Source organism: Mangrovibacterium sp. (genome assembly GCF_041596335.1).
In the GTDB taxonomy this organism is placed as follows: domain Bacteria; phylum Bacteroidota; class Bacteroidia; order Bacteroidales; family Prolixibacteraceae; genus Mangrovibacterium.
The window spans coordinates 18,567-34,773 of the sequence record NZ_JBFHIT010000051.1 but is presented as its reverse complement, the minus strand read 5'-3'; the positions used below and the strand labels follow the sequence as shown (position 1 = coordinate 34,773).

At 43.1% G+C, this 16,207-nt stretch carries 9 protein-coding genes; all 9 read right to left on the bottom strand.

The annotated features are described in order from the left end of the window. Positions 1-416 precede the first annotated feature (416 nt). Entirely contained in the window at positions 417-1,544 is a 1,128-nt protein-coding gene (locus ABZD21_RS15560; RefSeq protein ID WP_372776003.1) for a glycoside hydrolase family protein, read from the bottom strand. Between the two features lie 284 nt (positions 1,545-1,828). After that, positions 1,829-3,592, bottom strand: coding sequence for a hypothetical protein (locus ABZD21_RS15555; RefSeq protein WP_372776002.1), 1,764 nt, complete (start codon positions 3,590-3,592; stop codon positions 1,829-1,831). Between the two features lie 48 nt (positions 3,593-3,640). Further along, complete coding sequence (locus ABZD21_RS15550) at positions 3,641-5,245, bottom strand: alpha-L-fucosidase (RefSeq protein WP_372776001.1); 1,605 nt, start codon at positions 5,243-5,245, stop codon at positions 3,641-3,643. A 27-nt stretch (positions 5,246-5,272) separates the two neighbouring features. Then, positions 5,273-6,196, bottom strand: coding sequence for a glycoside hydrolase N-terminal domain-containing protein (locus tag ABZD21_RS15545; protein WP_372776000.1), 924 nt, complete (start codon positions 6,194-6,196; stop codon positions 5,273-5,275). A gap of 53 nt (positions 6,197-6,249) precedes the next feature. Further along, positions 6,250-8,622 (bottom strand): glycoside hydrolase family 3 N-terminal domain-containing protein, encoded by a 2,373-nt coding sequence (locus ABZD21_RS15540; protein WP_372775999.1) that lies wholly within the window; start codon positions 8,620-8,622, stop codon positions 6,250-6,252. A 277-nt stretch (positions 8,623-8,899) separates the two neighbouring features. Further along, positions 8,900-10,711, bottom strand: a complete 1,812-nt coding sequence (locus ABZD21_RS15535; protein ID WP_372775998.1) for a RagB/SusD family nutrient uptake outer membrane protein — start codon at positions 10,709-10,711, stop codon at positions 8,900-8,902. A 36-nt stretch (positions 10,712-10,747) separates the two neighbouring features. Further along, positions 10,748-14,182, bottom strand: a complete 3,435-nt coding sequence (locus ABZD21_RS15530) for a TonB-dependent receptor (protein WP_372775997.1) — start codon at positions 14,180-14,182, stop codon at positions 10,748-10,750. A 230-nt stretch (positions 14,183-14,412) separates the two neighbouring features. Beyond that, entirely contained in the window at positions 14,413-15,474 is a 1,062-nt protein-coding gene (locus tag ABZD21_RS15525; RefSeq protein WP_372775996.1) for a FecR family protein, read from the bottom strand. Positions 15,475-15,615: 141 nt separating this feature from the next. Beyond that, positions 15,616-16,173 carry an RNA polymerase sigma factor gene (locus ABZD21_RS15520; protein ID WP_372775995.1) on the bottom strand — a complete coding sequence of 186 codons (558 nt, stop codon included), beginning with the start codon at positions 16,171-16,173 and terminating at the stop codon, positions 15,616-15,618. Positions 16,174-16,207 lie beyond the last annotated feature (34 nt).

The window sequence follows — 16,207 nt, the reverse complement described above, 5'->3', positions numbered from 1 at the left end:
TATATCTTTAACAGATAAAACTCACCTTAGAGACCTATTCGACAGAACTAAATTTCAAAATGACAAAGAACGTTTTAGGCTTAATGAGCCAAATTTGTTTAATTTTTAATAACGTCCCGATTTTAATGGGACACTAGTGATTTTCGTACTTTTACAATCAAGATAATACGTTCTTTAAATGTGAACAAAACGGTGAACCAAAGAATTCACGACCGCATAAACACTTGATATATAGACAGATTTCTGATCGGGTTCAAATCTTGTCATCCCGACGGATATTAAAATAAAGGTTAGACTGAAGTAGTCTAACCTTTATTTTTTCTTACTGATCACTTGAGGATCATTCTATCCGGCGCTTCAACTTGCCGGTACCTGACTAGGATTGGTCATCAAATACAGACAAGCAAATCTCCGGCTTACTTCGACTCCGTTGCTAATGGAATAACCATATTCCATGTTTTATCAAAGCTCCAGGCTTTATCACCGTTTCCGGTAGCTGCAAAGAAATGGGTCGGCACACCGTCTTCGATAAGCAGGAACGGCCTTTCGAAATGGTTTTGATATGTGGTTGTACCATCATCCCATAGCACTTTTCGGCTGTACGCTTTTACATCGTCGCACAAATTCCACTGTATGCCATCGTTCGACCACACATGGATTCCGCCACCTTCTTCGCCGCAAATTTCACCGGAGCGGTCTTTCAATACAGCCTCGTATCGGGTGCCGGTCCACCATACATAGGGGTCTTCCACATCGACATGCTCTTTACCTGGCGTTTCAAACCTAAAAATCGGCTCTTCACTTAACCGCTCATATGGGCCTTCCGGACTGGTAGCTTTTGCAACCCCAAGCAGCAACGGTGGTTTGGAACCTTCAGCTGAGGATTTGTACATGAGCAAAATTTCACCGGTTTTTTCGTTCACCACAGGTGCCGGATTCGAGGTAATGGAGGCATCCCAATGGCCGGAACGCGGCTCAATCACGGGCTTGTCAAGTCTTTTCCACGGACCGTAAACACTGTTACTGATGGCTACACCTATCCGCTTGTTCATCCAGGCTTTCTCCCAGTTTTCGCCCGGAAGCGCCTTATTTTCGGGCGTTGGCTGATCAAAGTCGTAGGTGGTTCCAAAATAGTATAGTAAATATTGATCTCCGTATTTTACCACTCGCGGGTTGTGGGTACACATCCCATCCCAGTATTCATTTCCTCGTACCGGCAAAACCACATCCAACATTTTGTAAGGGCCAACTGGTGTGTCAGCTATGGCATGCACTACTTCCGAGTTGGTGACCCACTTTCCGAAGCCAACCGCTTTAGGCCAGCGGCTGGCAAACATATGATACTTACCATCCTCACCTTTAATAACAGAAGATCCCCAGATCCAGTAGTTCGGATCTTGAAAGCCACCGTCCTTCGGCGCGGGCAAAAACCGATCGATAAAAGGTGTGTCAACTTTTTTTTCGGCACAGGATCCTAGGGTGAGTAACGCAAGAACTCCTGTAATTAAATAAACTGAATTTCTGAAAAATGTTCGTCTCTTCATCATTTTGCTATTTGGCTGCTGTTTATGTATTTATTCCGACTTTCTTCGCTAAAATCATATCAATTTCTGAAAATAAAAAGGGCCGTTGGGATGTTCAAATTGAAATGAATGCTTGTCATTGTACTAATAATACACTCAAAAGAGTCTTCCCCCAAAAAAAGACAGCCACTGTTTTAAAGAGGAGCATTTGTATAAAAAGGGACATTTCCCTTTTCGAAAATAGGTGAACAACCCTGGATTTTTTGTCCTTGCGTGACAAGCCTAAACCCTCAAGTAAACAAAAACTAATCGGCTAATAATTCCCAGTTGCCGCCAAAGTAAGCTTGGTCGATTTTCTCCAGTTCCTCCTCCTTGTCAGCTCGTCTGGCCTGGTCAATTAAATCCATGTAGATGTAAAATTGCAACCAGTATCCGTAGTTGTATTTTTGAGACTCGGATTTGGGACTTTTCATAAAAGCATACCAGGAGGTATTCAGGCCTTTCTTTTCGGCTACCCGAACCGCAAGTTGAGCATTCTGCCAGATTTCTTCAGACATGGATGTATGCAGTTTCCGGTAGTCTTCGTAGTCCATCCCGGCTGAATGGATAATTTCACAACGATCGTCAATTCCCAAATCCTTCAGCAAAACCGTTTTTTCGAAAATGGTATCCCCATTCAAGTCCATTTCAATCTGATCGATAAACCCGTTCTTGTCGGTGTCTTCGTACCGAAACGTGCTGAACGGCTCGAACTCATTCTGTGCCCGGGTCCATTTGGTCTGGTACGTATCGTACAGTCCGCCCCATGATTGGTATGAAAAAGCCAGCTGATCCACTCGCCAGCAGCCCCATTCGGCTCCGTAGAGGTGCAGCCGCCCGTCAAATTTCGAACGATACAAGTTCGCATTTCCGCTGTTGTCCTGGTCCCATTCGCCCCGATCGCCAATAGCATCGGCCTGCGGGTTATTGTCGAGGCCACCGTTTCGCAAGCCAGTCTTGAAGGGGTTCAAAGGTTCGTAAAACTCCACCCGCTCCCATCGTTCACAGTCGTCATCCTCGTCATACACAAACCAGATGCTCTCCCAGTCACCCTTTTGGTAAGTCAAACTAACCGCTGAATCGTGGTCGGGATAAATAAGCTCAGTGGTTTGGCGCCACCGCGGATCCAGGAAAAAGGTGTCGGTCGCCTCAACCCTCGGGTTGTTAAACGGGTGCACCTGATCCAGATAGTCGAAACCTTTCCCGGTAAACCGGATCGACATATCAAAATCCAGTTCATTGCCGGGATTGTTGTCATTGTCCAAATCGTAGGTCATGGCAACGTAGCTGATTTTTCCCTCCGTGAACTGTTTTTCAATATCAACCGGTCTGTCCAGCGCCCTCAAAGCCATTTCGCTATTTCCGTCGTTATCGGGATCGAAAAACAGAAACGGGTTTTCCCAGTTGCAACGCACATCGTTCATATGGTAAGTTGAGGTGTGCGCCTTCAAGAAAGTACTTTTCCCGTTGTAGTCCTCCAGAAAGTTTGACGTGCCTTCGTGCAACCAGGCCCGCAAATGAAAGGTATCCCAATCAATGTAGTTGAATACGTTATCCTTGTCCGAATCAATCACCCACATGTAATGCCCCGGCCCCCACTTTTTAAGGTTATCGGCTTCGGCATTTTCAACAAACACCTGCAAATCGGCAATCCCGTCGTTGTCAGTATCAACCCAGTCGACTGCCACATCTCCCTGATCGCAGTACTTTCCATCCCTATTGACATCAATCAACAGACAATCGCTATCGGTATCGCCTTCGATGGCATCGTCCGTCAAATCGTCGTCATCATCAATCCATAAAATGGGTGTGTTGTTTACTGTTACCGAATAAATGAGATCCGGATCACCATCGTTATCCAAATCCACCAATTTTGGTTTATAGTCGGGTGGCGGCGGGGGCAATCGATACGATACCAACGGAATGTTACTATTCCAGTATTCGTTTTTTGTTGAATTGTTCGAAGGTTGGCCTGTTGCAACAATAATAATTGCCTGCATCAGCATCATCAGGATTAAAAGTCTGGACATCGTTATTCGGGTTAGGTTTATTTCAGTGGTTTAGTTTGAAGAATTTCATCATAAAGCACCCTGCACCTCAAATACGGCAGCATATTGGCTTTGCCGGTCAGCAGGCACCTTAAATATCAGCTTGTCATCGGTTTGAGTAAATTTAATGTCTTCAATACCGCCAATCATCTTAATCGATTGGATTTGTTTTGGCTGATAGTCCGATTTAAATCCTAGTGACGGGAGTTCAATTTCCCCTTCGGCAGGATTCATCACAAACAGGTATAACAAGTCACCTTTGGTTGTAAAACGAACCTCATCGTGCCCGTAAGGCTGGCTATCTTTTGTTCTATTGTTGAACTGTTTGCTTTTCTTCTCTTTAAGCTCCAACTGATCGGTGTTGGCTAAATTGGAACCATTGGTAGTCTCATCAGCAAGCCCGGAGAAGAAATTGTCGCCGTGCACTTTCCAAGGTTTACTGGCGTAAATGGCCTCTCCGTTTGATTTCAACCACGCTCCAAACTCGTCTAAAATGGCTTTATGCTCAGCCGGAATAGTTCCATCAGGAAGCAATTCAACATTCAGCATAAAGTTGCCGTTCTTGCTCACGACATCAATCAACAATTCAATGGTACTTCTGGCATCGTGCCGCGAGGGATCATCTTTTTTATAAAACCAATGGGTAAACGAACAGATGCTTTGCCAGGGCTCGGGATAAATTTCAAGTTCTACTCCCTGTTCAATATCGTTGACAACACCCGGGTCACCCCCGGGTATTTTCCCGGCAATAACAGCATTTATTTTGCCATTTTTCTTCAAATTATCATTGTAAAATGCCTGAAAAGCTTCCTTCCCATAGTCCCCGTAAGGATAACCACGGCCATCGAACCACATGAAATCCACATCATACTTGGTAAGTACATCCTTCATTCGAAGTACCCAGTTTTTTTTCCACGATTCTTCCCATTCGGAAGTTCTTTTTTCGGGAGGCAAGCCATATAAAATTGCTGGATCCAAACCTTCCCACCAGGTGCCGGTGCCGTCTTCTTTTGTCAGACGGCCATCGTAAGGAACGCCTTTATAATCGCCCGACGTATCAGCGCCAAAAGCCGGCAGCCCCCAGTCGAAAAAACGTTCATCGTGGGTACTCACACCAAAGGGGACACCATATTTTTTTGACGACTCGCAAAATTCGCCAATGATATCGCGCTTAGGCCCCACGTTCACCGAATTCCATTCATGATAAGTCGAATTCCAATTATCGAAATTATCGTGATGATGAGCCAGCGCCATGAAATATTTCGCGCCCAGATCCTCAGTAAAATACCGTAATAGGCTGTCGGTATCCAGGAGCTCAGCTTTCCAGGCATTCGCCACATCTTTATAACCGACCTCCGACGGATGCCCAAAGGCTTCCAAGTGATACGGATAGGCATTTTTCCCAAAGGTTTCCCGGCCCACATCCTGCATGTACATATGCCGGGCATACCAGCCACCACCATATTCAGGTACAGCCTGCGGTCCCCAATGTACCCAAACGCCAAACCGGGCTTCCGCAAACCATTCCGGTATCTCGTATTGCTCGCCCAACTCGTCCCACGAAAGTTCCTTTTCCCGGGAGCACCCCGTTAAAAACAGGATGATTGCAAGAAATAGAATCTGATTAGTTTTCATTTATATCTATTTTATAAATTTTTCTTTTTACAATTCCGACCAAACCTTAGTTTCGCCACTTTTAAGAGTTATTTGTTTTATCTCCCTGCCTTGTGAAACGAGGCTGAAAGTTACATCCCTTTCGGCACGGATGGAGGCATCTACGAGTTGTCCGTCTTTCCATTCCATATCCAATTCCAGTCCGCCGCGGGCACGCAATCCTTTTACTGAACCGGTAGGCCAGGCTTTGGGGAGTGCCGACAACAAATGAAGCACATTACTATGACTTTGCAGAAGCATTTCGGCCATCCCGGCTGTAGCCCCAAAGTTGGCATCAATCTGGTAGACTCGCCTGCCATTAAAGAGGTTTGCAGTCAAGCCATTCATTACATGATCGCTCAGGGCCGTATGCGCCTGATCGGGATTCGATGCAACTATTTTTCTGGTAAATGTTGTTGTTTCAATGCTGTAAGAAACAGTACTTACAGCCTTTTGCAAATCGAGTTCACGTCGATAATTGATTGGTTTTGATCCCTGAGGAAACAGGATGAAAAGATCGCCAAAAGGCTGATAGGCCACCTGATATTTGGGAATTCCCATCATTTTCCCGGCCAAATCCTCTGCTTCAATATAATTTTCATCGTTGAGCAATTCGCGGACTTTTGCCAAATGACTGTACGCATCGGGATTGTCGTAACTATGCGGCCCGCCGATCCACAAGGTGTCTTCGTTCAGTTGCAAATGTTCGAGGCGTGCACCTCCATGCACCATGGCTCCCAGTCGCCCATTACCAATCGGCAGGGCTTCCGACCAATCGCAAGCCTGCTGGTTGTACCAAAGCACCAGCCCCTTGTCGATCAGAGACTCTTCTGCTGCATTTTTGTTATTCCGGGCACTACAGATTTGCTGTTCTGAAAGTAAAAAGAAGGATGCCAGTACTAGTGCAATCCAAGTACTTATTCTTTTTTTCATTGGGTTTCGTTTTTGGATCGGTTTTCATGTTCAGTTTTTACAATCGCTATAAATCAGTCTGCAATACTCACCCGAGAGAAGAAAACGTTTCGGTTTTCCAGCAATAGATCCTCCCCCCGAAGTTCGATTATTCCGCTTAGCGGTAAATCCAAACAGGAAGCTCCGATTTTAAATTCGTATTTCCCGGCTTCAACGATCCAACGATCCCCCAAGTACTGCATCAATTGTTGAGGAGAAACCTCAAATTCAATCGTTTTCTTTTCGCCTGCTTTTAAGTCGACCCGTTTGAATCCTTTTAATTGGATTGCATCCATGGTAGATGCCGAGTCAACAGGTGAAACGTACAACTGAACAATCTCGGCACCATCCACCGAACCGGTATTCTCTACAGTACACGAAATGCTGAAATACAAATCGGTTACGCCAGCTTTTGATGGCATATTGAAATCGGAATACGCATAGGTGGTGTACGACAAGCCATAGCCAAACGGATATTGAGGCTTTACCTCTTGATAACCATGTTGGTAGTTCAATTCCGCTTCAGACTCATCCATTGGATAACTCACACATAATTTGGCCGTTGGATTAACCTTACCAATCAAGATGTCAGCCAGTGCATTACCAGCTTCCTCGCCCGGAAACCAAGCCTGAATAATAGCGGCACATCTGTCTTCAAATTTGTCAACCAACTGTTGTCGTCCTCCTGTAATCACCAGAACCACCGGCTTACCGGTTTCGATGAGTTTCTCAACAAATAGTTCTTGCTCGCCGGGCAGGCGAATTCCTTCTCGTTCGCGGTTTTCACCACACAAGTAGGTATTCTCCCCCATTGCGGCAATAATCACATCACTTTTCGAAGCCATTTCAAGCGCTTTTTCAAGATTAGGCTGAGCTACTCTGCTCAGAATATTCTTTTTAGCGGTGCCCAGTTCGCCATCTCCATAACTATTCGGGTCGATTGTGGTTCCCAACGGTTCAGTCCAGTCGCAACCACGTTCATTGTGAATGTTCACTTTATCGCCCAACTTATTTCTCAAACCTTCAATAATACTCACAATTTTGGGTGAAGTCGGGTCGAATGTTTGTCCCCAGAAATAGGTAATCATCGACTGGTAGGTGTAGTCGCCCAACAAACAGAACACATTATCGGAGTTTGGCCCAAGCAAGGCGATATCTTTTAACTCATCAACTTTCAGAGGAAGGATTCCGTTGTTCTTCAGCAAAACGATTGATTGACAGGCGGCTTCGTACGCCAGTTCTCGGTTAGCTGGCGGATCGAAATCCAAATCACCATCAAGCCCAAAAACAGGGTCATCCAATAACCCAAGTTTGACTTTCATGATTAAAGAACGCTTTACAGCCGTATCAATCACATCCATGGTAATCAGACCTTCCTTTAGCGCTTCGGGCAAAAATTCATAGGTTTTCGGAAGCGGAAACTCCAAATCGTTGCCAGCTTTCAAGGCCAATACAGCTGCTTCTTTTAAAGAACTTGCCTGCCCGTATTTACCAAATACATGATCGATGGCATGGTAGTCGCTGACGGCTAGTCCATCGAAACCCAGTTTACCTCTCAGAATTCCGTTAAGCAACTCAGGGTTAGCTACATCAGCCACTCCGTTATAAGCCGCATACGAAGGCATTACGCTTTTAACATTGGCAGCTTTAATCAGTGCCTCATGCGGCATGAGGTAGTCCTCGAAAAAATCTTTTTCATTGGTTGTTTTAGCTCCATAGCCTGCAAAGTGCTTGGTTGTAACTGCAATACCGGTTTTAAAATCATCGCCCTGCAATCCGTTTGCAAACGCCACGCCCATGGTAGATGTGAGGTAAGGGTCCTCGCCATAGCTTTCTTCGATCCGGGGCCAATGAGCTGTGCGAATGACATCCATCATAGGTGACAAAGCGTAATTGGCACCGGCAGCTTTCATGTTATTGCGGGTTGACAAAGCATTTCTGTTTACCATTTCGGGGTTCCACGAACAGGCCACACCAATTTGCTGCGGAAAGGTTGTCGCCCCTTTGGAAGAAAAACCGGTAATAGCTTCTTCGTGGAAAACAGCCGGTATTTTCAGCCTTGTTTCTGTCATGAGGTAGTGCTGGACTTCACGCACAAAATCGCGAAGTTCTTCCGGTTCCATCGTAAACGAAGAAGAAAACTGACACATGTGTCCAATTCCATTAGGAATTTTTTCACGACACTTTTCAATCGAAAGATTTCCATCTTCCAATAGCTCGGTTGGCCGGATCCCTTGTATTTGAGCAATCTTTTCGTCCAGTGTCATGTTGGCCATAATAGCCTCAACGCGAGCATCGATCTCAGGGGAGGAAAAGGGCTCAGGTGTAACGAAAGGAGTTTCTGAATTTCGGGTTTTGCTACAGGCAAATAACAATAGAGCCAGCGCGGCAATCAGTAGTTTCTTCATTTGATCGGGTTTATTTCAATTTAAGTTTTAGCAATTAACGTATTGTTGTGAATATAACCCACATACTTCAGCAACAAATTTAACCCGCCCAAATAGCTAATTCCCTATTTGTGAGTTTTAACTCTTCCTATTCGGTTCATCCTATTTTTCACAACAACACCCTATATCGTTACACTTCAACCATGAACATAGTGATTATTCACATTAATTACTAGTCAAAAAGAGGCTGTCCAAAAAGTAAAATTGGACAGCCTCTTTTAAACTATTGATCTGAATTTTACCACCCTGGATTCTGTAATAATTCCGGAGCTATAATAATTTCGTCAACAGGAATTGAATACAAATAGTGCTGTCTGGCAAAAGGTCTTTCATTAGACGGATCAATAATGACAGTCCTTTTAGTGGTACCATCTCCAACTACGATCGACTCCTCTCCATCAGGAAACAATGCTGGATCATATAGCGTTGAATTTGTTTCATATACAGTACCTTCAATCACAGGACCATGAATTGTGGCACCAAGTGCTTCTTCGGCTATCCCCCACCGTTTCAGGTCAATAAATCGGCTATTTTCACCAAACAACTCAATAGCTCGCTCCCGTCTGATTTCTTCCCTGATGTCCAATCCATTGGTAGTAGCGAACGAATTGGTTAAGGGAGCTATACCAGCCCTAGCACGGACCAAATTGAGCGACTTGTTAAGATCCGCGTCGCTGATTGCACCATCTCTCTCATACAAAGCCTCGGCATAATTCAGATATACTTCAGCCAATCTCAAATAAGGGAAGTTCTGCGATTCTTGGCCCTGTACCCTATAATCAGTCTCTTCATATAAATACGCTTTATGTTTTGAATTACGCAGACCAACACCTGAGTTAATATCTGTTTCCCCTGTCAAGACCGGAGATGAGTTTTCTTCGATCATCTCGTGATAATAAGCCCACATCCGATAATCCCGATTCCGGGTCTCATCCCATAAGGTACTATATCCTTTGAAAAGAGGAGACTTATCAATAGGCAACCCGTCTGTACACAAAAACAAGTCTAAAAATTTTCGTGACGGATCTAGCCGCCCGCGCACAGTATGGCTAATGTTAGTGCTGCTTTGCCGTTCAATGAAATCATAAATTCCCTGAACAATAAATTCATGATTTGATGATTTGTCCAACCCTGCCGGATTTGAACCGCTACCATCTATATTGAACAAATGAAACGATGTCATATTATTTAACACATCATTATAATTCCATAATTCAAAAGTACCGCTAGTCATTACTGCATTGCACAACGAAATTGCTTCCGTCAACATGGCATCAGTGCTCGGGTAATCTGCTGGCTTATTGCTACCTGCCCCCACTGTCACTCCGTCTCCATCAGTAGTTGTTCCAACATAAGTATCCCAAGTTGCGGCTAACAATAAGACTCTGGCTTTCATGGCTTGAGCACCTTCCTTACTAATTTTACCTTTATCAGATGAAGCTATAGCCGATTCTTGCGGGCAGCCAGCAATTGCGACATCTAAGTCAGATAATATCTGAGAAACGACTTCATAACGACTATTTCTTTTTGACCCAATCAACAATTCATCAGTAACATCTAGACGCGAAGTCACAATTGGAACCCCACCGAACCTGGTTAATAGTTCGTAATAATGATAAGCCCTAAACCAATGGGCTGTAGCCACATATGACTCGATATCCGTTGCATTTCCTTCATATTCCAACGCCTTTTCAATTAGTGTGTTAGCGTCCAATAAAAAGTAGTAATGATTTGTCCAGTATACATCTACATTCGATACGGTATTGGTTCCTCTACCATAATCTTGAGCCAAGGCTGTCAAATCGGTACCAAAATTCATCCAATCGCCATACCCTGTATTGTACGAAGTCCCCAATCCAGAACCTCTAACTGCCTGCCACCCGACCAAATTAGTATACAACTCATTGGCTGCAAAACTAAATTGCTCTGGTGTTTTATAATAAATTTCTTCAGTATAGCTATCTAACGGATCTAGGTCGATAAAATCATCCTGACAACCGGCAAAAAATAACACCAGCAGTACAAATAGTATTTTCTTAATATTTTTCATAAATTCTTAATTTACTTATCAATAATATTACTTTTACTAAAACTTCGCACTAATACCAAATGCGTAAGATCTCATGAAAGGATATGCTGATTGTGTTGAAGCACCATTTTCAGGATCATAACCATCGTCAAGGCTAGTCCACTCCCATAAATCATTTCCTGAAAAATACACTCTCAAATTTTTCATTTTCATTTTTCTGGTCAAAGCCGCAGGGAAAGTATACCCCACAATCAATGTCTTCAGACGAACATACCGGCTATTCTGTAATCTAAAATCATTATTGGCCCAGTTATATGCGGCTCTTGTGGCCGATGAAGTAGCCCGGGGGTTGGTATTTTCCGGATTTTGCTCAGTCCACTGAGTCCCAATGAATGCTGGCGTCAGGTTGGCCCAATGCCTGTAGAATGGATAGGACAATAAGCCAGTCCGCTCAACATTTTGCTCTAAATGCCCTTGAAAACTACAAGAGAAATCAATGTTTTTCCAGGAAAGATCAGTATTAATTCCAAATACGTAGTGAGGGTCAGAGTCGCCCATGTATTTCAGGTCACCTCCATCTGCTGATACACCCAGTATTTGATCGTTATCATCCCGGTCGACTTTGATTATATCACCTGGTCGCAGCGCATTGGCGCTGGATTGCTTGGGAACAGAACCTCCGTTGTCTCCAATCTCGGTATACCATGCATCTACTTGCTCCTGTGTTTGAAACAAGCCGTTAGTTTCGTACATCCAATATGAACCGATTGGGTAGTCTTCTCTAAATTCATTATCGTCCGGATCATTATATCCGGCTACCCATGACGCAGCACTTGTCAACGACAATAGCTTATTTTTACTATTACCCATATTTACAGCGACTCCATAGGTAAAATCGTTTCCTACTTTACCCCTGATTCCAAGCATAATTTCCCAGCCCTTGGTTCTTAGATGACCGATGTTCTCTGCTGGAGCCTCGCCACCTAACAAAGCAGTGAATTGCTGGCTTGCAAGCATATTGGGATTGTCCTTTTTGAAATAATCAAACGATCCGTAAATTTTTTGATCCAGAAACCCAAACTCGGTTCCAATGTTTGTCATTTGAACACGTTCCCATGTTCTGTTATCCGATACAATGCCATTTACTCTGGCTGTAGCCTGTGGGCTTGGAGTAACGCCAAATACTGTTGTACTAAAATTCATTTCTGAAGCATAGCTATGATTTGAGATCACAGAAGAACCTGGTAGATTACCCATTTCAGCCCAACTGCCTTTCAATTTCAAAAAGCTTAAAAACGAAATATCCTTCAAAAAACTTTCCTCTGACAAAATCCATCCGGCAGAAGCGCCAAAGTATGCCTGCCACTTGTTACCTTCTGAGAATTTGGATGTTCCGTCGCTTCTTCCCAGAAGTTCGACCATATATCTATTTTTATAATCATAATTGAACCTTCCGAAGTATGAGTAGAAGCCATAATTCGATTTAGCAGCATCATTCGTTTGCACTCCAGTCCCTAAGTTAACAGTAAAGACACCTAAATCCGAGATACCATCCCGACTAGCTTCTATCCATGAAGATTCATTAAGCTCGGCCGTTACCCCCCCCATCGCTTTAAAATTATGATCTTTTTTGAATGTTTTTGTATAAGTAAGATACCCAGTGTACAACTGCTGTACAGCCTCATTGTATCTTGATTTGATCGATGAATTGGGATTCACACTCTGTTGTGGGTCATTGTCATCCCAACCGTAGAGCAGCACACTTAGCGTCGTTGCATCATAGGTTCGATTTGATTCCATATACGAAGCAATCCCTCTAAATTCCAAATCTCCTGTAATCTGCGCAGTAACTCCAAGATTAATTTTAGTGATTCTATTGTCCACATATGATTTACCCCCTTCTGTCGTTTGTGCGATTGAATTTTTATTTCCAATTCCAAAGTTTGCATACCAATCTCCATAAGGATTCTTTGCAGGAAAAACCGGCGGGTCATTATTCACAGCATCTGCCTGAAAACCGGTCGTTGGCCGCTCCGTTTTTATCGATTGGTGGGACAATCCAATATCCGTCGATAACCAATCCGTTAGCTTCTGATCAAGATTTACCCTAAACGTATATTGCTTTTGACCATCATACACTTTTGATGCACCAACATCTTCGGCAAAATTTCCTGATATCCGGTACTTTGTAACATCAGTTGATCCGGAGACTGCCACATTGTGCTGCTGTGAATGAGCATCTCCATACATATCATCAAATCTATTAGAGGCCTCCATATACATTAGACCATTAACTCCCCATCCAGATACCGCTGTTTGATACCATCCTGCCTTTTCATCAATCATGTCGAGCAGGTTCTGCTCAGAAGCCCATTGCTTGTAGTTTCCGTCACCCTCTTGCTGAACCCCTTCCAGAAACACCTGTGCGTACTCGCTCATTGTGGGAACAGCTGGCATTCGGCCGATTTTTTTGAAAGAATAATTGCCCCCGTATTCAACAGTCATCTTTCCTGATCCTTTTTTAGTTGTGATCATAAGCACCCCATTTGCAGCTCTGGAACCGTAGATAGCGGCAGCTCCGTCTTTCAGCACTGAAATTGAAGCAATATCACTCTGATTCATGTTGTTAAACTCCGTCTTTTCAGAAATTATACCGTCAATCACATACAAAACATCCGAATTGTTAATTGAAGTCATACCTCGAATTGTCACATCATTCTCGTCTGAAGCACCAGTAGTTGTATTAATGTTCCCCGGACGTGAACTTGTTCGTGTAACCACAACACCTGGAGTTTGCCCTTGCAATGATTGTATTGGATTGGCTACTGCTCTGCTAAGAAACACTTTCTCATCTACCGTTTCAACGGCTCCTGACAGCGTCGCTTTTTTCTGCGAACCATAGCCCACAGCCACTACCTCTTCAATCCCTATGGCATCTTCAGCAAAGGCAATGTTTATGTTGGTTTGATTTCCAACAGCGACCTCTTGACTAATCATTCCTACAAAAGAAAAATATAAAATGTCGTTTTCGGAAACATTCGTTATGCTGTATTTACCATCGATATCTGTAATTGTTCCAATGGTTGTACCTTTGACAATTACAGTTACTCCGGGCAAAACCTCTCCTTTATTATCGACCACCTTCCCAGTGACCGTTTTGACTTGTTGCTGAACTTCAACAGCTTTCCCTTCCGAGTCAGACAGTAGTATAAAGCGGTCTTTTACCTTGTAGCTCACCGAGGTTCCGGCAAACAAATCATCCAGTACCTCTAAAATTTTTTTATTGTCCGCTGTCACCGAAACCTTTCGCTGAACATCAACAATTTCCTCACTATACATAAAATGAAAATCGCTCTGTTCCTCAATTTCTTGCAATACTCTCTTTACAGTAGAGCTTTCCAAATTCAGATTTATTGCTTTCGATTGCGAATAGGAATTTGTTGCAAATAAACTTGCAACGGAAAGGAGCATAAAAAAACCAGTTAACTTCATAAGTCTAAATAGTTTTAGCAACCTGGGAATATACCATTCCCAGCTACTACAGTCATTTTTTTTCATACTTTTGTAGTTGTTATAGTTAGAAATTACCCTATAAGTTCCTTTAGGGTGTTTTTAGAAATTTGCAGGGGAATGTTGGCGCATTTCCCTGTTCTTTTTAATGCAGATTGAGCAAATAGACTTGTTTAATTCATTAGCAGTTTTGTTTGAGTTTATTTATCGGATTATTTTCGTTTTTCAATTTTTATCAGCTTTCTGGCATACGTTCCGTCGGATTGTTTTTCTCGTGGAATGATTGAATAGCTAACCGGTGTAATTTCGGTCATCAGATCAAGAATCAGGAAGAGTGATTCGTCCTTAAAAGTAACCGTATAGGTGTACGATTTCACTTCATCGTCCAGCTCAAAATCAACATTGAACGTCCGGCCAAGTTCTTCGGCTACCAAACTTAAAGGCTCTTTGTCGAACACAAACTTACCGTCAATCCATGAAGTGTATTTTTCGGTGCTTCCGACAGTAGAACTAATTTCCTGTGACATTCGATTATACTCAACATGTTGTCCCGGTATCATGGAGCCTATCGATTGAACCGATTGACCATCCACATCTTTTTCCAGAACCACCTTACCTTCAACTAAAGTTGTTGCAATTATATTTTCGTCGGGATAAGCACTCAGGTTGAACTTGGTGCCCAGTACTTTTACATTCAAAATACCGGTTTTAACAATAAATGGCCGATCAGGATTGTGAGCAACTTCGAAATATCCTTCACCAACCAATTCAACTTCTCTTATATCGTTCTTAAAGTTGGAAGGGTATTTAATGCGGCTGCCGTGATTTAGATTAACTACCGTTCCGTCAGCCAGATGAACCACCGTCCGTGAGCCTATTGGAGCAATTATTTCAAGCGATTCGAGGGTATTATCAACTGCTGTTTTCGGGTAAAAACCATCGGACACCATCATGTAAAACAAAACCCCTAACAAGGGCAAAAACAAAACTGCGGCCACCCTACTCAGCCATCCTATTCTATTGTTCCATAAACTTCTATTGCCTGGAGATGGTCGTTCCTGTAGATTTATCTGATGGTGGATTTTATCGAGCAGGATATTGTATTTGGAGGCATTTTTAGGAGCCTGACTTAGGTTAAAGGTGCGCCAGTCTTCAAATCCAATAGCCTTCCCATCCTCGCTTAGCGCTTCAGAATTCACCCATTCGGCAAATTCGTCGAACTCGCTAGCCGTGCAACTATTGGTTAAATACTTATTTAGTAGTTCTTTCTTCATTGTTCAAAAAATGAGGCATCCCAACAAGTCATGGGACGCACGTGGTGAAACATGAACTTCGGTTTCAATTTTTTGTATGCGTTCAGAAAGTAATACGCACATGTCGGCGATGGGGACTATAAGAATTGCCCTATTTTTTACCTAAACAAACAAAGTAAGAAACAAGGCATTAATTATCAAGCCATTGTCGATATTCGATTTGAGAAACTTAAGGGTAGAAACCAAGTGATTTTTTACGGTATTTTCAGAAATATTCAAGTGCTCAGCAATTTCGCGATGCGTTAGGCCTTCCTCACGGCTCAAGTCATAGATCTCACGTTGGCGGGGAGTTAACTTATCGAGCAACAATCTTACCTGTTGATTCAGTTCCTTAAACTGGATTTCATCGACCACACTAACTGTATCAAAAACCTCCTGAACTGATTTTAGATACTGAAGTGATTTCGTTTCAGTAATCCGTTTTCGCAGTAAACTAATTGTTGTATTATAAGCAATGGTAAACAAAAACGATTCAAAGGAGGAATAAACATCTATCTTTTCCCTCGATTGCCAGATCTTGACAAACACTTCCTGCACAATTTCCTCTGTATCTTCGTCTTGTTTCAGATACCGGAAAACAAACTGGTAAACCCGATGGCAATATTTATGATAGATGGCATCAAAAGCAGTGATATCTCCTTTTCGAAGTAGAATGATCAAGTTATTATTTGAAAGAGATTTCAAGAGTTTGCCC

Excerpts from the sequence above, each read along its gene's own strand:
- ABZD21_RS15530 (WP_372775997.1), bottom strand. The coding sequence starts at position 14,182 with ATGAAGTTAACTGGTTTTTTTATGCTCCTTTCCGTTGCAAGTTTATTT.
- ABZD21_RS15540 (WP_372775999.1), bottom strand. The coding sequence starts at position 8,622 with ATGAAGAAACTACTGATTGCCGCGCTGGCTCTATTGTTATTTGCCTGT.
- ABZD21_RS15535 (WP_372775998.1), bottom strand. The coding sequence starts at position 10,711 with ATGAAAAATATTAAGAAAATACTATTTGTACTGCTGGTGTTATTTTTT.
- ABZD21_RS15545 (WP_372776000.1), bottom strand. The coding sequence starts at position 6,196 with ATGAAAAAAAGAATAAGTACTTGGATTGCACTAGTACTGGCATCCTTC.
- ABZD21_RS15555 (WP_372776002.1), bottom strand. The coding sequence starts at position 3,592 with ATGTCCAGACTTTTAATCCTGATGATGCTGATGCAGGCAATTATTATT.
- ABZD21_RS15525 (WP_372775996.1), bottom strand. The coding sequence starts at position 15,474 with ATGAAGAAAGAACTACTAAATAAGTATTTAACCAATAGTTGCACGGCT.
- ABZD21_RS15560 (WP_372776003.1), bottom strand. The coding sequence starts at position 1,544 with ATGAAGAGACGAACATTTTTCAGAAATTCAGTTTATTTAATTACAGGA.
- ABZD21_RS15550 (WP_372776001.1), bottom strand. The coding sequence starts at position 5,245 with ATGAAAACTAATCAGATTCTATTTCTTGCAATCATCCTGTTTTTAACG.